This is a genomic window from Brevibacillus parabrevis, from assembly GCF_022701015.1.
GTDB lineage: Bacteria > Bacillota > Bacilli > Brevibacillales > Brevibacillaceae > Brevibacillus > Brevibacillus parabrevis.
Genome location: NZ_CP064090.1, coordinates 2,039,584 through 2,058,482 on the forward strand (window position 1 = coordinate 2,039,584; position 18,899 = coordinate 2,058,482).

The following is an 18,899-nucleotide window of genomic DNA, read 5'->3' on the forward strand; positions in this document are numbered from 1 at the left end:
ATAGATGGACAGAGGAAAGATTCACAGCCTGAATCCGATCCATGTAATCGGGCTGATCATCAATTCAATGGTCGGCGTCAATCTGCTGTCGCTTTCTCATTTTGCCAGCAAAATGGGCTATAACTTGTGGATGGCGCCGATTTTGCTCGGAATCATTGTGACGCTGACGGTCTTTCCGATGATCGCGCTGTGCAGCCGCTACCCGGGAGATACGCTGTTCGGGATTCATGAAAAGTTGCTGGGGAAGTGGCTGGGCAGCTGCCTGAACGTCCTGGTCATCGTCTACGCCATCCTGAACACATCGACAGCGAATGAAGGATACGTCCGGCTTTTGCAAACCTCGATGCTCAACAACCAGACGATCACCATGCCGTTGCTTGGCTTGACACTCGTCATGATGTACATTACGAACGGCGGAATCAAGCTCGTGGCGAGATTTTGCCTGCTGGCCTTGTTTTTTACGGGGTGGATGCTGGTGTTGCTGCATTACGGTTTTCAAAAAGGCGGGCTGTCGCATATTTTTCCGCTTTTCAATACCGATCTGGCCAGTGTGCTTGATGCGCTTAACCAATCCTCAGGCAGTATGCTGGGGTACGAAATTTTGTTGATTTACTACCCGTTTATCATCGAAAAGAACAGAGCGCGGCGCCATGTGTTGATCGGCGTATGGACGGTCGTTTTCTTCTACGTGTTGGTGCTGCTCACGAGTGTGGCGTATTTTTCCGAATGGCAGGTGGCGAATCTCGTCTACCCGATTTTGAATCTGTTCAAGGCTGTCGAGCTGTCCTTTTTGGAGCGGGTAGAAAATTTGGGAATCGGTCTGTGGGTGTTTCTCATTCTCAGCACGTCGACCGCGTACTTGTGGATGGCGCGTACGGGGATGGAACAATTGGCGGGGAAACGTCGCTTATGGCATCTCTTGTTGCCGTCCGCGATTTCTTACTTTATGATTCGCGGCCCTCTGTCCGTGGAAGCGCAACGTTACCTGTATGACCAGCTGACTGTTTACTTCGCGTACGGCTTGATCTTGTGGCCGATCTTTTTGCTGATGCTGCACGCTTTGCGGCGAGGAAAGGGGGAGAAGGTGTCATGAGATGGAGCAGTTGGCTCTTTTTGATCGCACTCCTTTCCTGCACGCTTGCGGGCTGTGCCGCCGAATATGAACGTCCGGCGCTTGAAGACATGGCGATGATCGGCGTGATGGGGTTCGACTATGTCGATGATACGCAAATGAAGGTGCTGGTCTCCATTCCGGTTCCGGCAAAAGGCAAGGAAACGACGCAAATTTATGCGACCCAGGCTTCGATGACCAGTGAAGCGATGCTGGCGTTGGCTCCCAAAGTGGAGCGGACGATTACTTTATCGCAGCTGCGCGTCATTTTGTTCAGCGAGGAGCTTGCCCGAAAAAGCGGGATTGGCAAAGTCGTGCTCGATTTGTACCGGAATCCGATTGTGGGCGAAAACGTGTTTATCGCCATCGTCAAAGGCAAAGTAGAGGATGTCATCAGAGGGAAGTACAAGAACAAGCCGGAAATCAACACGTATTTGAACGACTTGCTGCGTCCGAGAGTGGAGACGGCGTTTTCGTCTTTTTCCACGATTCACGATTTTGTCTTCATGATGACCAGCAATATAGGCGATCCGAATTTGCCGTATTTGGTCAAGCAAGACGGGAGCATCGAGATTGCCCAAGTTGCGTTATTGCGAAAGGACAAGATGATTGGCCTGTACTCGCAGCGCGAAGGGAAGCTGGTGCAATGCTTGTTGGGACGCAAGCGGCTCCCCCGCGTCAAGTTCGGGTTTGGCGGCCCGGACGCTGCGGAGGAGAACGCCGACATGGAAGAGATCATTTTCGACTTCGTCTGGTCGAAATCAAAAGTGCGGAGCAATGGCAATACGAAAAAGCCGGTCATTCATATCGACCTGGAACTGCGCGGCGTGGTCGTCGGCTATGATGGAAAGAAAAACTTGGATAAGCGTCCGCAGATTACCAAGCTGGTCAAACAAATGGAAAAGCGGATTCAAAGTGAAACGAAAACCATGCTGAAAAACTATCAAAAATGGGGCGTCGATCCGGCTGGCTTGGAGGAAAGTCTCCGGCAGAAATACCATGGGAAATGGACGCGGGAAAAAGGATTGGCCCTCTACAAGAAGGCCGATCTCAACATCAAGGTCAAACTGGACATTCTCGGCTACGGAACCATCAAATAAGGGGGAGCAGGCTTGCTAACGCAGTCGTTTCAGCTCCCGCCAGATGGCTTTCAGCGTGGGAAGATTCCATTTTGGCCTTTTTCCGTAGAGCAGATGGGTCAGCCCGGAAAACATCAGCTGCTGGTCTGGCGTGTACGGATACCAGTTGAACTCGCGCTTTTTCGAGCCGGGATCGTGAATGATCGAGATGCTGTGGGTGAAAGCTTGCAGTCCAACCGGGCCGCGGTAACGGCCGATGCCGCTATCCTTGACCCCGCCAAAAGGGAGGTGCGGATTGGCATAGCTGATGATGACGTCGTTGATGCACACGTTTCCGCTCAACAGCTTTTCCGCCACGCGCTGCGCTTTTGCTTTGTCTGCTGACCAGACAGAGGCATTCAAGCCGTAGGGCGATTCATTGACTAGACGGATGACTTCTGCTTCATCGGAAAAGGTGACGATCGGCAGGACAGGGCCGAATGTTTCTTCGCGCATGATTTTCATTTCCGGTGTGACGCCTGTCAGGATGGTCGGGGCAAGGAACATGCTGTCCGTCTGGATCGCTCCGCCAGTGACAGCTGTGGCTCCCGCGGCGAGCGCGTCGTCGATGTGCGCGCGGACGATCCCGATTTGCTGCGGCGACGTCATCGAACCGACTTCTGCCTGCTCGGGAAAGCCTTGGCGCAGCGCTTTTGTTTTTTCGGTGACCAAGCGCAAAAATTCGGAATACACGCGCTCGTGGACATACAGGCGCTCGACGGACATGCACACTTGACCGGAGTTGGTGAAAGCGCCCCAGACGGCACCGTTTGCGGCGCGCTCCAGATGGGCATCGTCGAAAACGATCATCGGGTCTTTTCCGCCCAATTCCAATTCTACGGGGATCAAATGCTCCGCTGCGGCTGCCATGATTTTTTTGCCAGTGGCGACCGAACCTGTGAAAAAGATTTTGTCAGGCCGGGCGGATACAAGCCGACTGCCGACCTCCCGCCCGCCGTGCAGGACAGTGACGACGCCTTCAGGCAGTCCGACAATCCCGAACAGTTCTTCGATCAACAGGCCAGTGGACGGCGTGACTTCTGACGGCTTGAGAATGACGGTATTTCCGGCGACAAGCGCGGACAGCATCGGAATGATGGCAAGCTGAAACGGATAGTTCCACGGCGAGATGACCGCGACAACGCCCATCGGCTTGTAGTGGATGTACGATTTTTTCGGCCAGAGCACGAGCGGGGTGGGAACAGGCTGGGGAGACAGCATTTGCTGTGCGTGCTTTTCGTAAAAACGGATCGTATCAGCGGTGACAAAAATCTCGGTCATGTACGCCTCAAGCGTTACTTTTCCCGTTGCCTGGCTGATTTTTTGCGCCAGCTCCTCGCCGTGCTCGACGAGATAGTGGCGCAGGGAAGTGAGATAGCGCAGCCGCTCAGCGAGGGATGTAGCGGACCAGGCAGCAAAGGCGCGCCGTGCTTTTGCTACGGCGGCATCAACCTCGGCCGGGCTGGCCTCCGTTACCGAACCAAAAACTTCGCCAGTCGCAGGATTGCGCAAAGAGAGGACGGACATCATGGATCACCTCATTCATTTTTGATCAAGCGGAAAAAGCGACGCAAGAAAATGCTGCACTGCAAACTGGAAAAGGGCCAAAGCTTCGGCTGCGGGTTTGTCTTCGTCCAGCAAGCTTTGCAAGATCATGCCGTCAATCAAGGAGTAAACGATCGAGCTGGCAGCGTTCTCGTCCATTGCGAGCGGTGCTTGCCGCTCCGCTTGCAGCCGTCTGAGCATGCGCACAATCAAGTCGTGCAGCCGGGCGCGAATGCGGTGGACTTGTTCGAGAAAGACGGGGGTGTACAAAGCCTGCGCTTGCAAATCGTACCAGAGCCGATGCAGCTTGCGGTCTTCTTGGAGACTGCGCCCGAGAACCGTCACGAGTGCGGGGAGCCAACTGTCCAGGGGAGCAGCGACTACTTCGCGTTCCAACTCGTCGATCAAGCGTTCCTTGTAGCTTGCGATGACAGCGAGCAGCAAATCTTCCTTGCTGGCGAAGTAGTAATGCAGGATGCCGAGCGAGACGCCGGATTCCTTGGCGATATCGCGCAAAGACACGTTGGCGTAGCCTTTTTCCGCCAGACAGGCCGTTGCCTGTTCGATCAGGAAGGCTCGCTTCGCTTCTGCTTTCGCTTGGCTTTTGGAAGGGGGAGTCATGCTGTGCACCTCGTTTTTGGACGATCGTCCAATTTTTGATTTGATTGTAATTCGCTGCTGTGTGCTCTGTCAATGGAAATCGAGAACATGCCAAAAAGAAGCGGCTGCATCACCGCTTCCTTTGACGTTCCCAACGCTTGAGATACGGATAAGGGTCAAACGCCCAATCGGCTCCCCCTGTCTCCCGGTACATGCCGTAATGCAAGTGGGGCGGAAATTTCCCCGCCGTCCCGGGCTTTCCGTAGCCGGAGCTGCCGACATACCCGAGCAATTGCCCTGGCTCGACGATGTCGCCTGGCTTCAACCCTTTTTTAAACGAGGACAAATGCGCGAAGTAATGATACACGTTGCCCATGTCCCGCATGCCGATTCGCCAGCCGCCGTAGCGGTTCCAGCCAATGACCTCGATGACTCCGTAGGCGGTCGACAGGACGGGCGTGCCGTAGCTGGCGAAAATGTCTGTGCCTTCGTGAATGCGGCGTCCTCCCCAGCCGCGAGCGTCTCCCCATGTGCTGCGGTAGCTGTAGTCGTACCGGGCAGGAATGGGAAAATGACGCTCGTCCAGTTGCAGGTGCTGGTATTTGTCGTACACCTGGGCGAATTGCCGGATCGTTTTTACCGAGCGATCGCGCTGGTAGTAAGACCAGACGCCGATTTGCCAGTCATCCGCCGAAAAGCCGTAAGCGGACAGGTAATGAATAAGCGTAGTGAGTGCATCCAAATCGTTGTTGCGGTCGGCGATCCCATCTCCGTCGCCGTCCATTCCCAGCCCGTCAAAAAACTGAATCGATGCCGGGTTGGTATCTTCCGGATCGGGGTTCATCACGCCTGACCAGCGCTCCTGCGGGATATCAACAGCCGTGAGCCGCGCGTTCGATTCTTGCGTATTGGCTTGTTTTTTGCGTATTTTCATCGTGCGCTCGTACTGGTCAATCGCGGCCAAATAGTTCCACGGAATGCCGTACAAAGACTCCATGCGCAAAAAAAGCTGCAGGCGCTCTTTTAGCAGAGGATCTGTCTGTTTGGCAGCAGAGCCTTTGGCAAAGCCTGATTCCAGCGGCAAAACGATTGCTGCCACGCACAAGCTGATCTGAATGATTAGGCGGAAAACTCGCATGCCGACTCCCTCCAGCCAGGGTAGTTTCCGTTGTAGTTTCTGCCAGTCTGAGCGGATTATCCACGATACTTTTTGGAAGCAGGCGAGCAACTTTTCTCCGGAGGAACGGGCATTTGATGTATGATGCAAGAAGAAACAAGCAAAGTTCGGAGGGGAAAAAATGAAGCTGGTCATTCGGGCAGAAGGTCCGATCATGCTGGAATCATTGGTGAAGCCGCTGCAACGGATTGCGAGCAAGCAAGGGATCGGTGCAGCTGAGCCTGCCGCCGCGAAATTCGCCGGGTGCATGCACGATTTGGCGGAGTGGTATCGGGAGGGGATGGATCAGGAACGCTGGCAACGGGAAGCAGCAGCCTTGCGCGAGCTGATGACAAGCCCTTTGACTGACTGGTGCCGGGGCAAGCTGTATGTGGAAACAATCGCCGTCCCGTTCGGTTTGCCGCTCGCCGCCCTGTCGCTTCTGTCCGGGCTGGCGATCCGGGAGACGGAACAGTTGGAGCCGCGTCGCGCCTTTTCGCCGCTCGCCGTGCTCTGGTTGAAGGAAGTGGGAGCAAAGCCGATGCGCGGGCTTGCAGGCGAACTGGTGCAGGTGGAAGGCGAAAACAACGTGGCAGCAATTTTGCTGAAGCCAGGCGTTGAAACGGCGCGAGCAGACGGCATACCTGTCGGGTACGAGCAAAGGCAGCACGCCGACGAGCATATCGACGAAGGCATGGTGATATTGCAAGCGAACATAGATGACGCAAGCCCGGAGTGGCTTTCCTATCTGATGGAGCAATGCTTTTGGGCAGGGGCGAACGATGTGCATTTTTTGCCGGTGACGATGAAAAAGAGCAGAGCCGCGACACTGGTGCAAGTCATGTGCTATCAGAGCCAGCTTGAGGCGATGAAAACGATTTTGTTCAAGGAGACGACGACGTTTGGCATTCGCTCTTTCCCTGTAGCGTGTCACCGTCTGGCAAGGCGATTCATCACCGTCCAGACGGGTTGGGGAGAGGTTGCGGTCAAACTCGGCTATCACAGGGGCGAGCGGGTGCAGATTGCGCCGGAATACGAGCACTGCGCGCAGCTTGCCAGAGCCAACGGCGTACCTTTGCAGCAAGTTTATCAGGAAGCTGTGGAACTGGCCGCCCGTAAAAGTTCTGTAAAAATATGGGCAGACAAGCAGGAGCAAGCCGAGCCGCCAAAGAATTGAAAACGTGGAGTATCCAAACCCCAAAACCGTATGGAGGTGGCTGTGTGATGAGCAAAAAAGTGTTGATCGTTACAGGGGATGCCGTAGAAGCCTTGGAGGTGTTCTACCCGTATTACCGTTTGCTGGAAGAGGGTTACGAAGCCGTGATTGCTGCGCCCAGCGTGAAGACGCTGCACACCGTTTGCCACGATTTTGAAGCACACAGCGAGACGTATACGGAAAAGCCGGCTTATCAGCTGCCTGCGCACGCCGCTTTTGCCGACATCAATCCGGAAGCGTTCGACGCCTTGATCATTCCGGGCGGTAGAGCACCTGAGTACATCAGGCTGAACGAAAACTTGAAGCCGATCGTCTCGCACTTCTTTGAAGCGAACAAGCCTGTTGCCGCGATCTGCCACGGTTCACAGGTGCTGGCAATCGTCTCCGAGCATCTCGCTGGCCGTACGCTGACGGCCTATCAGGCATGCAGACCAGACGTCGAGGCGATGGGTGCGATTTACGAAAAAGAAACCCTTCACGTAGACGGCAACCTGGTTTCTGGTCATGCGTGGCCGGATTTGCCCGGCTTTATGCGCGAGTTTTTGCGTCTGCTGCGATAAGCCTATCCTAACCTTTGCCCTTGCCTAAATAAAAACTTCCGCCGACAAAGCACATCGGCGGAAGTTTTTTTCGTTTACTTGTGTCCGACCAACAGCCGCAACACGTTTGGCTGATCGGGCAGGTCGCGTGTGCCTGCGCCGTAGCCGATGGACTCCACGGTCATCGACGGCAACGAACCGAACTGTTCGACTAGGGCGGCAGCCACTCCTGCTCCGGTAGGGGTGGTCAATTCCTTTTGGATGCTCGTTTCGCGCAGCGGTATGCCGAGCAACAGCTCCATGGTCGCCGGAGCGGGAACCGGGTACAGTCCGTGAGCGCAGCGCACGTAGCCGTTTCCCGTCGGGATCGGCCCGCAGTAAAGCTGCTCGATGTCCAGCTCTTCCAGTCCTAAAGCGATCCCGACGATATCGACGATGGAATCGAGTGCGCCCACCTCATGAAAATGGACCGTATCTACAGGGACATTGTGAATTTTCGCTTCGGCGATCGCGATTTTTTCAAAAATAGCCAGAGAGCGGCGAGTTACGCGCGGCGCCAGTCCGGCAGCCTGGATCATCGCCACAATGTCTTTGTGGCTGCGGTGTGTGTGGTCGTTTCCCAGCACTTTCAAAGGCTTCTGCGGCAGCGAGGGAGCGTGGCTTTCATCGATGACGTCCAGCTTCAAAGCGGAAACGCCAGCTTTGACGACGGTTCTCCACTCCAGGCGAAAATCTCCCGGAGACAGCTTGCGCAGCTCCTGTTCGATCCGCTCGCGATTGGCTCCTGCGTCCACCAATGCGGCGAGCAGCATGTCTCCGCTGATCCCCGAAAAACAGTCCAAATACGCGATGCGCACAAGAAACACTCCTTTTCAACCAATGATTTCCTCTGTATCATATAGGGAAAGTATGTTCGTCTGATTGGCGATTGCTTGTCCAAAGTGTACCATTTGCCGATTCAGTTTGTCATGCAAGGAGTTGAGCGCTTCGTGTTGTCATTCATTCATACGGCGGACGTCCATCTGGACGCGCCTTTACATATGCTGGCGGATCGTTACGAGCTTAGGCAGGATGATGTTCGCCGCACGCTGCAAACGATTCGCGACCTGGTCGTGTCCCGGCAGGTCGACTTTTGGCTGATCGCCGGAGATTTGCTGGAATACCACGGGGGCAGAAGAGCGACGGCTGTATTTTTGCGCGATCTGTTCGAAAGTGTCGCTCCGATTCCCGTTTGCATCGCGCCGGGCAACCACGATCCGTGGCGTGCGGATTCGTTTTACCAGACGATGGACTGGCCTGGCAACGTCTACTGGTTTACCCCGGAATGGGGCGTATACGAATTTCCGGAAAAGTCGTGTGTCATCTACGGCTGGGGCTTTGGACAGCCGCACGTCTACGAATCGCCGCTTGCGACTTTTCCGGGCAAGCTGGATAGCTATCGGCATCACCTGATGGTGCTGCACGGCACGATCTTGAACGCGACGAAAGACGAGCACCAGCCTTACGCACCTATGAGCTTGCAGGAGCTTGTCCAGGCGGATGTAGACTACGTCGCTCTCGGGCACATCCACAAGCCGGAACAATTCGTGCATCCGCTCAAAAAGCAGCCGCTTGCCGCCTATCCCGGTTCGCCGGAAGGATTGACCAATAAGGAAACGGGAGAGCGCTGCGTGTTGCACGGCGAGCTGGACGACGCGGGAAAATTGACCTTGCAAGCGATCCCGGTCAGTCAGCGGCAGATTCATAAACTGACCATTCACGCGCAAGGAGCGGAAACGGCGGAACAGCTAATCGCAGGGATGGAGGCACAGCTTGGCAGGATCGCCGACCGTGATCTCGTGTATGTGACTTTGACAGGAGAGAGAGCGGCGCATTTTGTTCCCTCGATTCCCGTTCTGGAGCAGCGATTTTCGCGGTTTTTTCTGTTTGCAATTACGGATGAGACGTGGCCGGACATCGATGCGCAGAAGCTGATGGCCGAGGACAGCATTTGGGGAAAATGGCTCGCCAAGCTGGCGCAGATCGAGGCGAATGCCCGCAGCGAAGAAGAGCGGGAAATAGCGAGACTGGCGAAGCAAGAAGCGCTTGCGCGGATTGGGGGGAGCATGCGATGAGAATCGAGGAGCTGACCGTAACCGGGTTCGGAAAATGGCAAGGAACCGCTTTTCGCTTCGCTCCCGGGCTGAATTTGTTTTACGCCCCCAACGAAGCGGGAAAGTCCACGCTGCTGCAAGCGATTTTCGCCGCCCTGTACGGGATGAAGCGCGACTACGTGAAGACGGCAAGGTATTTGCCTGAATACGAAAAATACCGCCCCTGGCATCAGGGAGAGTATGAAACGATCATTACGTACCAGCTTGGGGGCAAGACGTACCGCTTGCACCGGACGCTTTTGAAAGAGCGGGAACAGGCGCGGCTTTTTCTCGACCCGGAATGGACGGAGCTGACAGACATCTACCTGGAGGATCGCCGCAAGGAACGGAACTTTCTCGAAAAGCATCTGGGGCTTACCCGCAGCTTGTTCACCGATTTGACCTGGATCAGACGGGAGCCTTTGGAGGCCGCCGAGCATCTGTTGCCTTCGTTTGCGGATGTGCAGGAGGCAAGTCCGCTTGTCCACACGATTTTGGCGGAGTTGGATCGCGACTTGACGAGCATCGGCAAAAAGGAGCGGGCGGAAAATACGCAAATGGGCAAGGCTGCATCGCGGGTCGCCCGCAAAGAACAGGAGCTGGCTGATGCCGAAGCCGCCTGGCGCATGATTACCCAACTTGCGCAATCGATCCGCGGCTGGGAGGAGGAACGCCAAGGGCTGGAGCAGCGGCGAGTCAGGTTGCAGGCGCGCATGCAAAAGTGGCAGGAGCAGGAACAGCTTTTGCAGGAGCGCTGGCAGCGAAGCTTTACCGCAGTCGACAGGCAAGAGTGGGACTGGTGGGAGCAGTCTGCTGGCAGCGAAGAAGAGCGGCAACTGCACCATCAGGCGCGCAAAGAAGTGGAAAAGTGGGGCGAACCGCGAACTGCCGCCGCGCCAGAAGCGATGCCCGACCAAGCGCTGAACGAGCTTGCGGCCGATTACGAGCGAGGGGTTGCGCTTCGCAAACAGCGGGAGCAGCGGCATTTGCGACTCGCCGAGCTGGCGGTTCTCGCCTTGTCCACCGGGCCGCGCAGCCAGAGCCAGGGACGGGGGCGAACGCAAAGGCAAGGGAACCAGGCGAAGCGGAGGAAAGGCGCCCTGCGTCTGTGGGGTGTCGCCGGGGTGTTTGCCAGCTTGGGCGCAGTCGGTTTGGCGACGGAGCATCCTGTCCTTGGAGGCAGTGCCATTGGTCTGGCTTTGCTTTTGGCCGCGCTCGGCGTAGTTGTGCTGCGGGCAAAAGGGGGCGCAAACAGCAGCAGTCCCGCCGCAGCCATCGACAGCCAGCAAGCGCTGGAGGGAGAACAGCTGCAACAGGAGATCGCCGCCTTGGACGCCGAGTTGGCGAAGCTGGTGGGGCGTTATGGCGTTTCGGATTGGGATACTTTTCTGGCAAAAAGGGAAGAGCTACAACGAAGCGTGCAGGAGCAGCGGACTGTTGCGCTGGAGAACGATCTGGCCAAAACAAGGCGGGAGGAACTGCTGGCGGAAAGCTGGGGCGAGGCGCTGCGTGCGATTTTAAAACGGGAAAAGCGACAGTGCGAGGAAGCGGGGAGCGACTGTCTGGCGCAGTTAGCGCACATCGAAGCCGAGTTGCAGGAGCTGCGGGAAAAAACGGCGAGGGCGCATGGCGAAATGAATGCGCATGAAAGCGAATCCGTAGCGAGTGCCAGAGACGAATACGAGCAAGCCGTGCAGGGGCTGCGCCAACTGCAGCAACGCAGAGATGCGCTGCAACTGGCGCGGGATACTCTTTTGGAAGCACAAGGGGAGTGGAAGCGGGACGTCACGCCGGATGTAAACCGGATTGCTTCCGAGGTGATGAGCCAAATTACAGCGGGGGCTTATTGCGACGTGAGGCTAGATCCGGGCGAAGGCTTTGCCGTACGCCTGCTGGAGCCATCCCGCAAGCAAATTGTCAGCCAGGAGCAATGCTCCACGGGAACCGCTGACCAGCTTTATTTGGCGCAAAGGCTGGCTCTGCTGCATCATGTGAGCAAGCGGACGGAACCGTTGCCGCTGTTTTTGGACGACCATTTTGTCCATTATGACGACGAGCGGTTGCGAAGAACATTGGCGTACGTTGCCGAGCTGGCAGCGGAGCAGCAAGTGTTTTTGTTTACTTGCCACGAGCGCGAGCGGCGCATGCTGGAATCGTTGCTGTCCGGAGGGGCTCGGCATAAAGTGCATCGGATCGGGTAATTGTTACCTCAATTGTGAAAGAGGTTGCCCCTTGTATATCCAACCTCTATAATGGAGATTGATTATGTCTCGTACCAAGATACATGAGGAGTGGGCCCTATGACGCAACGCAAGCCGGAGTGGCTCAAGATCAACCTTGTTTCAGGACCAGAACTCGCCAGCTTCAAAGAGTTGAAGCAAACGATGCGCAGCAAGACGCTACATACTGTTTGCGAAGAAGCCAAATGCCCCAACATTCATGAATGCTGGGCCAGCGGAACAGCTACGTTCATGATTTTGGGTGATATATGTACCCGTGCCTGTCGGTTTTGCGCAGTAAAAACCGGATTGCCGACGGAGCTTGATGTGGCCGAACCGGAACGCGTGGCAGAAGCAGCCGAGCAGATGCGTTTGCGACATGTTGTCGTAACTTCTGTTGCCCGCGACGACCTGAAAGACGGAGGCGCACAAATTTTCGCAGAGACGATCCGGGCGATTCGCCGTCGTCTGCCGTTTGCCTCTGTGGAAGTATTGATTCCCGATTTCCAAGGAAACTGGGATGCATTGAAGCTCGTCATGGACGCGAAGCCAGACGTGCTGAACCACAATATTGAGGCTGTTCGCCGCCTGTCCGATCGCGTGCGGGCGCGCGCCAAGTACGACCGGACTTTGGAACTGTTGAAAAAGGCGAAGGAATTTCAGCCAAACATTCCAACGAAGTCCAGCCTGATGATCGGCGTAGGCGAGACGCTCGAAGAAGTGATCGAGACAATGGACGATTTGCGTTCCGCAGATGTCAACATCATGACAATCGGTCAGTACCTGCAACCGACGAAAAAGCACCTGAAGGTAGAGCACTATTACCATCCGGATGAATTTGCCCGCCTGAAGGAAGAGGGCATGAAGCGGGGCTTCAGCCACGTCGAAGCAGGGCCGCTCGTACGCAGCTCTTACCATGCCCACGAACAGGCCAATGCAGCGAAGGAAACCATCGCCAAGGAAACAGCAATGCCACAGGCGCAATAACAGGGAAGAACCCCTCCTGCAAGCGAGACGAGTCGCGGCAAAAGGGGTTCTTTTTACGTACAGGGGAGATTCGCACTAGCGACTGGTTGTACCCATGTTAGCTTTGTGGGTTGCATGCGCGTTCGTTTGCGCTTTTGTGCTGGTTCCTTGCTCGCGATCCGTCATGCCGCCCATTCGCTTGATCAGCGTATCGATGCTGGCTGCGTCTTCGTTACGCGCCGTATGCAGATTGCTTGAGCGGCTGGCGACACGGGCGATTTCCTGAATGTCGTTCGGATTGTCCGTTACGTACACTTTGTAGTAACGTGGTGAAATCGACTGCGCATTCATTTTCGCCTGGTTTTTGGCGGTGCGGGCGTCAGCTCCCTGCGTGTTCAGGCCGACGAAGATTTCTTCATCCGTCACCAGGACAGTAGATTGCTGAACGCCGGGGCAGCTCGTTGTGACGTTGCCGACTGCTTGCGCCAGCGCATCACGGTCTACATAGACGTTTTGGGCGCCAGCGGTCTTCATGCTGGCCCGGTTCGTCTGGACGTAGCCCATTTTCGGCATGCCGGTTTGCATGATGCCAGCTCCTGCACGATTCCAGGCCCGCTTTTGATAAATGGAATGATTCATTCCATTCGGCGTGCCCAACGCTCCGGCGTTGTGGTCGGTAAAGGCGTTGTACGGTCGCATGCCACTTGTGTAGGCATTGTAATTGTTGACGTTCGCCCGTGGATACGTCCCGTTCGGATGCAGGCCATTATCGACGCCAGGCGCGTTGTTCAGACCGACCCCGTTACGCACGTGCAGTCCGTCAAAGTTTGCGGAGCGCACACCGTCGTAGTTGCGGACATGCAGCCCGTCAACATTCGTTACGTGAGGAGCAGCCTGATTCGGATGCGTGTAGTTCGGCGCAGCGTTGTTTGCGCAAGCGGAAGCCAAGAGAGCAATGCCTGCAATCGCAGGATACAACCATGTCTTTTTCAATGGTAACACCCCCTACACGATAGAATGTCCAGGGGGCAGGTGCAGTTTTCGTGGGAATTTTATCTCTTGCTGTTTGAAATATGGTAAGATGTACAAAAGTAAACAAGTGTAAGGAGGAAGCGGACTTGATTCGCACGCAAGCCGGTACTTATGAAGTCATGGAAGAAAATCGCGACGGCTGGAATCCGGAAGCATTCAGGGAGCGTTACAGCGATATCCTCGATAAATACGATTACATCGTAGGGGACTGGGGCTACGGACAGCTTCGTCTGCGGGGATTTTATACAGATGCCAATCGCAAAGTACCGTTCGAGCAGAGGATCGCCGCTTTGGATGAGTACCTGCACGAGTTTTGCAACTTTGGCTGCCCGTACTTCGTTTTGCGCAAAGTGAAGGATGCCATTGGACATAGCGGTGGAGAGCACGAAGGCAACGACGATAATCCGGACACGATTCTCGATATTCGCCATGACGCGTCAAGGGGAGAAAGTTCGGCTGTCATTGTCGAACGCAAGGACCGACGCCGTTTTAACCCCCGGCAAAACAAGCAGGATCGCCAGGAGCGAAACAATAACGGAGCTTCCCACGACCGTTCCGGTGCTGGTCGCAACGATCGGTCAGACAAGCCCAAGTTCCACAAAGAAAAGCAGGACAAAAACGGCAAGGACTCTTCCTCGCGGGAAAAACGTCCGAACCAGATGCGTCCCAACCGGGAGCGCGACAAAGTTCCGACTGGTCAGAACACGCCCAAGCGTGACACATAGAAAGACAAAAGCAAACAGCCCCGGGACTAGGGGCTGTTTTGCTGTACATAAATCTTGCTTCATCAAAAGCCGCCGCCGTAAAACGGAAAGGGCTGATACGGGTACGGGTAGTACGGATAGGAGTATGGATACGGGTATGGATAGTAATAAGGCGGATAGTAGCTATAAGGAAGCGGAATGATCACAGGGCCAATTCCTTCGTCTCTTCTTCGGCGAAAGAAGACGGGATGCGCCTGGTCTTCCGGAATCATCTGGTATTGTTCGTCCGCCTGATGGCCCTGCAACTGGTTTTCGTCAGCTTGATACGGTTGCATATTGCGACTGCACTCCTCTCAGTGTCTGTATGTGCAGTAGCAGTATACGAGACATCCGCCTGCAAGGAGCGTTGTCCCGATGGAAATGGGCAGCAAAAAAGCCTATCCCCGGGCTCTTGTGTCAAGAGCGGGATAGGCCCAAAAAGCGGAATTAAACGACAGTCTCCAAAAAAGTTTTCAGCTCTTCTGCTTCCCGCTCGTTCAGATTGAAGGCAAATTCGAGGTAGCCTTCTTCTTCGAGATCGTCGTGCCCGATAATGGCAGAGCGGCCGTTTTGGATGTTGATGACGATTTTTTTGCCGTAAAAACGGTTTGTCGTCGTGATAGCCAGATCGAATCGGGTAGCTTCGCCCATAAAGCTGACGAAGCGGGTTTTCGTGTCCTCCGGTTCGTCGTACAAGAAAAACAGGTCATTCACCATAAATACGCTCCTCTACTTCCATAACAGATTTGGTTTGTGTTCGATATTGTGCAAAGCGCGGACAAAACGGATCGTTTTCGTTTGGGCGCGCATGACGATGGAATGCGTCTCCACCATATCGTCGCCCAGGTAGCGAACTCCTTGAAGCAGCTCGCCGTCCGATACGCCTGTGGCGGCAAAAATGGCGTCGTCTCCTTTTACCATATCGTTCAAGGTCAACAACTGCTCCGGATTGGTCAGGCCCATCTTGATACAGCGTTCGCGTTCCCCGTCATTTTGCGGCTTGAGCATCGCCTGCATGTCTCCGCCGAGGCATTTGATCGCCGCCGCGCTAATGACGCCTTCCGGTGCTCCGCCGATTCCGAGAAACAGGTCGATCCCTGTATGTGGCAGACAGGCGGCAATCGCTGCGCCTACATCGCCATCGCCGAACAGTTTGACGCGCGCGCCTTTTTCCCGCACCGTGTCGATGATGTGCTGGTGCCGCTCCCGTTCCTGAACGATCACAGTCACGTCGGAAACGCGCTTGTTGTTCGCTTTCGCTACCACTTCAATCATTTTATCCACGGGATCAAGCAAGTTGATTTGTCCCGCAGCCCGTTTGCCCACAGCCATTTTCATCATGTACATGTCAGGGGCATGAAGCAGCGTTCCGCGGTCACCGATCGCGATGACCGACATGGCATTGTTGTGGCCTTTGGCGACGATCGTGGTTCCTTCCAGCGGGTCGACAGCGACATCAACCTCCGGGCCGCCAGCTTCGGGGTGACCGAGTTTTTCGCCAATGTACAGCATCGGCGCTTCATCCAGCTCTCCTTCGCCAATCACGACGGTTCCCCGCATGTTGATGGTGTCGAACATGGCGCGCATGGCGCTTGTCGCCGCTCCGTCCGCTTCATTTTTCTTTCCCCGACCCATCCAGTGAGACGAGGCGAGGGCAGCCATTTCCGTCACCCGCACGATTTCCAATGCCAGTTCGCGTTCCACAGTTGTGTTCCTCCCTTTATGCCGGCAAAATTCACCCCATCATTGTAACACAAAGTACAAGCTGATTCGTGACAGCAGGGACAAATTTGGTATACTGTTGGAGGAAAAGAGGTGAACGCCGTGAGCAATTCCTATTTGCAGGAAGGGGAATTGGTCCTTCTCGTCCTGGTGCTGACATTTGTGTTTACTACCTATTATGCGAAACGAAAAGCCAAAAAGCGAAAATAAGGAGAATCTTATGTACGACGTGAATACAAAGCGAATTGACCAAGTTTTAGCATATATGTCTCTCATGCTTGATCTGCTGGACAAGCTCAGGGAACGAGGAGCCGAGGCGGTTTTGGCGGATGAAGTGGCTGTTGCAGCGATGGAGCGAGCCCTGCACTTGTCCATCGAAGGAATTGTCGATGTAGGGAATGCGTTGATCGACGGCTTTATCATGCGTGACCCTGGCAGCTATAGCGACATCGTGGAAATTTTGCGTGACGAACAAGTCATTACAGATGAGCAAGCGGTCGTCTTGACGCGCGTCGTTGATTTCCGCAAGCATCTGGTGATTGACTACACAAGCGTTCCGGCTGGAGAAATGTTTGCGCTGGCAGAAGAGGCAGTCGCAGCGATGCGCCAGTTTGACCCGCAAGTTCGCGCTTTTTTGCAGAAAGAATTGTTCTAGAAAATGGAGAAGCGGATTTTTTATACAAAACACTTTCGTTTGTTTACTAAAGCGTGCCGATCCGCTACAATAAGTAGAAAGGACGGTGATACGTATGACAAACGAGGGGACGTCCACTCGTGACCAAATTCTGCACATGCTCAAGGTAAAAGGCTCACTCTCTGTCAGCGACATGGCCGTCGAGCTTGGCATTACTGAAATGGCGGTCAGACGCCATCTGAACACTTTGGAGAGAGACAATCTGATCAAGTCCACGCTTGTAAGACAAGCAATGGGACGACCGACGAATGTATATTCCTTGTCGCAGGAAGCAGATGAGCTGTTTCCGCGCAATTATTCTCATTTGACACTGGACTTCCTGCAAGATTTGAAAGACATCGACGGAATGGGCAAAGTCGAGATGCTGTTTCGCCGCCGCGAAAATCGCCTGGAGGAATCGTATCGCTCCCAAGTGCAAGGGGAGTTGAAGGACCGCGTAGCGAAGCTGGCGGAGCTGCAAAACGAAAAAGGCTACATGGTGGAATGGGAAGCGGACGCCGACGGCAACACGTACCGCATTCAGGAGTTCAACTGTCCGATCGCCCAAGTCGCGCGCGAGTTCAACCAGGCTTGTACCTGTGAGCTTTCCTTGTTCCGCCGCGTGCTGAACGCCGATGTGGAGCAAACCTCCTGCATGGCAAAAGGCGGAGACAAGTGCGTGTTTGAAATCAAAAAAGCGTAAATACAGTGTCAGTGATGGCCACTTTTGTACGATTGCGTGCGAGGGTGGTTTTTTGCTGTTGAAAAAACATACAGCCGACTCGTCAAACGATGAAAAAGCGGGTATGGTAAATGGGTACAACAGGGTGGAGGAGATCAGACATGAAACCATACAAAGGCTATTTGCTCGATTTGGACGGAACGATTTACCGCGGCCATGAAGCGATCCCGGGGGCTGGCGAATTTGTCCGCTATTTGCAGGACAAGCAGATTCCGTACCTGTTTTTAACCAACAACTCTTCGACATCGGCTGAACGAGTGGCGGATCGGTTGACGGGGATGGGAATCGAGGCGGCTGCCCGTGACGTTTACACGACAAGCATGGCGACTGTCCAGTATTTACAAGAGCAGGCGCCCGCCGGGGCAAACGTATACGCGATCGGGGAGGAAGGCTTGCTGACACAACTGGAAGCAGCAGGCTATCGCCTGACCGAAGCTGATCCGGACTACGTCATTGTCGGAATCGACCGTGCCTTTACCTACGAAAAGCTCGCAGTGGCTGCGCGCGCGATCCGTTCAGGAGCCACTTTTATCGCAACCAATGCCGACGCCGCCTTGCCTACTGACGCGGGGCTATTCCCGGGGAACGGCTCGTTGGTAGCGGCTGTTTCCGTTGCATCCGCCACCAAACCGATTGTGATTGGCAAACCGGAGTCCATCATCGTGCGCTATGCGCTGGAAGTGCTCGGGACAAAAGCTTCCGAGACGTTAATTGTCGGCGATAACCTGTTTACCGATATTGAAGCCGGAGCAAACAGCGGGTTGGACAGCCTGCTCGTTTTGACTGGCTACTCTACGCGTGAGGAAGCCGCCAGCCATACGGCAAAGCCGACGTATGTCGCCAGCGATTTGCCGGAATGGCAGCTACGAATCTCGCTCTAGACACTCTTCCTGCTGCTTTTGGCGATGGGCAATCCGGCTCGAAGCTGCTGCGGCTACCGCTCCTACGAGGTCGTCCAAAAACGTGTGGACGCCGAAGCTTTTGTCGTTGAGCTGGGCGAGCTTGCCGTGTTTAAGCTTGTCGACATAGCCGAAGTTGGTGAAGCCGATGCTGCCGTACAAATTCACGATGGCGAGCGCCAACACTTCATCTACGCCATACAAAGGCTCGTCCGCTTCAATAATCGACTGGAGCGGGGGCAGCAGCTGTTTTTGTTCGGCGAGCATGTCCAGCTGAATGCCAGTCAGCAAGGCATTTTGCACCTCGCGCTTGTTCAGAACGGCCTGCACGCTCTCCAGACACAGCTGCATCGTCAGATCAGGGACGTATTGTTCTTGCAGGAAAAAGACAATCTCGGCGATGTCGTCGAGGGAAACGCCGCGTTTCGTCAAAAGCTCAATGACCGCCTCCAGGCAGCTTTCGCTGTTCAGCGGGTGTTCGACCAT

General features: G+C 55.0%; 21 protein-coding genes. 12 read left to right on the plus strand and 9 right to left on the minus strand.

Annotated elements, in window-relative coordinates:
* The first annotated feature begins 4 nt into the window (after positions 1-4).
* Entirely contained in the window at positions 5-1,093 is a 1,089-nt protein-coding gene (locus IRJ17_RS09700; protein WP_173596741.1) for a GerAB/ArcD/ProY family transporter, read from the plus strand.
* Complete coding sequence (locus tag IRJ17_RS09705) at positions 1,090-2,211, plus strand: Ger(x)C family spore germination protein (protein ID WP_122964492.1); 1,122 nt, start codon at positions 1,090-1,092, stop codon at positions 2,209-2,211. Before IRJ17_RS09700 ends, IRJ17_RS09705 begins: the two co-directional genes overlap by 4 nt.
* A 15-nt stretch (positions 2,212-2,226) precedes the next feature.
* On the opposite strand, the gene IRJ17_RS09710 is transcribed toward IRJ17_RS09705, so the two are convergent.
* The 3 genes from IRJ17_RS09710 to IRJ17_RS09720 form a co-directional block, all read right to left on the minus strand.
* Positions 2,227-3,756, minus strand: coding sequence for an aldehyde dehydrogenase family protein (locus IRJ17_RS09710; RefSeq protein WP_423751965.1), 1,530 nt, complete (start codon positions 3,754-3,756; stop codon positions 2,227-2,229).
* Positions 3,757-3,771: 15 nt separating this feature from the next.
* On the minus strand, positions 3,772-4,395 hold the full coding sequence (locus IRJ17_RS09715) for a TetR/AcrR family transcriptional regulator (protein ID WP_242774467.1): 624 nt from the start codon (positions 4,393-4,395) through the stop codon (positions 3,772-3,774).
* A 109-nt stretch (positions 4,396-4,504) separates the two neighbouring features.
* A complete protein-coding gene (locus tag IRJ17_RS09720; protein WP_122964495.1) occupies positions 4,505-5,512 on the minus strand; it encodes a M23 family metallopeptidase in 1,008 nt (335 codons plus the stop codon).
* A 160-nt stretch (positions 5,513-5,672) separates the two neighbouring features.
* Here IRJ17_RS09720 and larC2 point away from each other — a divergent pair, with 160 nt between their 5' ends.
* Both larC2 and IRJ17_RS09730 read left to right on the plus strand, forming a co-directional pair.
* On the plus strand, positions 5,673-6,707 hold the full coding sequence (gene larC2 / locus IRJ17_RS09725) for a nickel pincer cofactor biosynthesis protein LarC2 (protein ID WP_242774469.1): 1,035 nt from the start codon (positions 5,673-5,675) through the stop codon (positions 6,705-6,707).
* A 47-nt stretch (positions 6,708-6,754) separates the two neighbouring features.
* The gene (locus IRJ17_RS09730) at positions 6,755-7,306 is read left to right on the plus strand and encodes a DJ-1/PfpI family protein (protein WP_063227367.1); all 552 of its coding nucleotides are present in this window, start codon (positions 6,755-6,757) and stop codon (positions 7,304-7,306) included.
* A gap of 74 nt (positions 7,307-7,380) precedes the next feature.
* On the opposite strand, the gene larC is transcribed toward IRJ17_RS09730, so the two are convergent.
* The gene (gene larC, locus IRJ17_RS09735) at positions 7,381-8,142 is read right to left on the minus strand and encodes a nickel pincer cofactor biosynthesis protein LarC (protein WP_173596746.1); all 762 of its coding nucleotides are present in this window, start codon (positions 8,140-8,142) and stop codon (positions 7,381-7,383) included.
* Between the two features lie 132 nt (positions 8,143-8,274).
* Between larC and IRJ17_RS09740 the strand changes: the two genes are divergently transcribed.
* From IRJ17_RS09740 to lipA, 3 genes are all read left to right on the plus strand, one after another.
* Positions 8,275-9,399 (plus strand): metallophosphoesterase family protein, encoded by a 1,125-nt coding sequence (locus tag IRJ17_RS09740; protein ID WP_242774472.1) that lies wholly within the window; start codon positions 8,275-8,277, stop codon positions 9,397-9,399.
* Positions 9,396-11,618 carry an ATP-binding protein gene (locus IRJ17_RS09745; protein WP_242774475.1) on the plus strand — a complete coding sequence of 741 codons (2,223 nt, stop codon included), beginning with the start codon at positions 9,396-9,398 and terminating at the stop codon, positions 11,616-11,618. Before IRJ17_RS09740 ends, IRJ17_RS09745 begins: the two co-directional genes overlap by 4 nt.
* A 99-nt stretch (positions 11,619-11,717) precedes the next feature.
* The gene (lipA, locus tag IRJ17_RS09750; RefSeq protein WP_122964499.1) at positions 11,718-12,623 is read left to right on the plus strand and encodes a lipoyl synthase; all 906 of its coding nucleotides are present in this window, start codon (positions 11,718-11,720) and stop codon (positions 12,621-12,623) included.
* A 75-nt stretch (positions 12,624-12,698) separates the two neighbouring features.
* Here lipA and IRJ17_RS09755 read toward each other — a convergent pair whose 3' ends face one another.
* A complete protein-coding gene (locus IRJ17_RS09755; RefSeq protein ID WP_229049744.1) occupies positions 12,699-13,604 on the minus strand; it encodes a YhcN/YlaJ family sporulation lipoprotein in 906 nt (301 codons plus the stop codon).
* Between the two features lie 116 nt (positions 13,605-13,720).
* On the opposite strand from IRJ17_RS09755, the gene IRJ17_RS09760 reads away from it, so the two are divergent.
* Positions 13,721-14,359 carry a YutD family protein gene (locus tag IRJ17_RS09760; RefSeq protein WP_229049743.1) on the plus strand — a complete coding sequence of 213 codons (639 nt, stop codon included), beginning with the start codon at positions 13,721-13,723 and terminating at the stop codon, positions 14,357-14,359.
* 62 nt (positions 14,360-14,421) lie between these two features.
* Here the strand turns inward: IRJ17_RS09760 and IRJ17_RS09765 are convergent, their stop codons facing one another.
* The 3 genes from IRJ17_RS09765 to glpX form a co-directional block, all read right to left on the minus strand.
* Entirely contained in the window at positions 14,422-14,673 is a 252-nt protein-coding gene (locus tag IRJ17_RS09765) for a hypothetical protein (RefSeq protein WP_122964502.1), read from the minus strand.
* Positions 14,674-14,824: 151 nt separating this feature from the next.
* The gene (locus tag IRJ17_RS09770) at positions 14,825-15,094 is read right to left on the minus strand and encodes a DUF3055 domain-containing protein (protein WP_122964503.1); all 270 of its coding nucleotides are present in this window, start codon (positions 15,092-15,094) and stop codon (positions 14,825-14,827) included.
* 12 nt (positions 15,095-15,106) lie between these two features.
* On the minus strand, positions 15,107-16,081 hold the full coding sequence (glpX, locus tag IRJ17_RS09775; protein ID WP_173596751.1) for a class II fructose-bisphosphatase: 975 nt from the start codon (positions 16,079-16,081) through the stop codon (positions 15,107-15,109).
* A gap of 111 nt (positions 16,082-16,192) precedes the next feature.
* On the opposite strand from glpX, the gene IRJ17_RS09780 reads away from it, so the two are divergent.
* The 4 genes from IRJ17_RS09780 (at position 16,193) to IRJ17_RS09795 (ending at position 18,395) form a co-directional block, all read left to right on the plus strand.
* Positions 16,193-16,309: an amino acid ABC transporter permease gene (locus IRJ17_RS09780; protein ID WP_242774477.1), complete on the plus strand. Its 117-nt coding sequence runs from the start codon at positions 16,193-16,195 to the stop codon at positions 16,307-16,309.
* Positions 16,310-16,319: 10 nt separating this feature from the next.
* A complete protein-coding gene (locus tag IRJ17_RS09785) occupies positions 16,320-16,754 on the plus strand; it encodes a DUF86 domain-containing protein (protein WP_122964505.1) in 435 nt (144 codons plus the stop codon).
* 94 nt (positions 16,755-16,848) lie between these two features.
* On the plus strand, positions 16,849-17,475 hold the full coding sequence (locus IRJ17_RS09790) for a helix-turn-helix transcriptional regulator (RefSeq protein ID WP_122964506.1): 627 nt from the start codon (positions 16,849-16,851) through the stop codon (positions 17,473-17,475).
* 140 nt (positions 17,476-17,615) lie between these two features.
* Positions 17,616-18,395 (plus strand): TIGR01457 family HAD-type hydrolase, encoded by a 780-nt coding sequence (locus IRJ17_RS09795; protein WP_173596752.1) that lies wholly within the window; start codon positions 17,616-17,618, stop codon positions 18,393-18,395.
* On the opposite strand, the gene IRJ17_RS09800 is transcribed toward IRJ17_RS09795, so the two are convergent.
* A complete protein-coding gene (locus tag IRJ17_RS09800) occupies positions 18,378-18,899 on the minus strand; it encodes a phosphatidylglycerophosphatase A family protein (RefSeq protein WP_122964508.1) in 522 nt (173 codons plus the stop codon). The two genes, IRJ17_RS09795 and IRJ17_RS09800, sit on opposite strands and share 18 nt — an antisense overlap.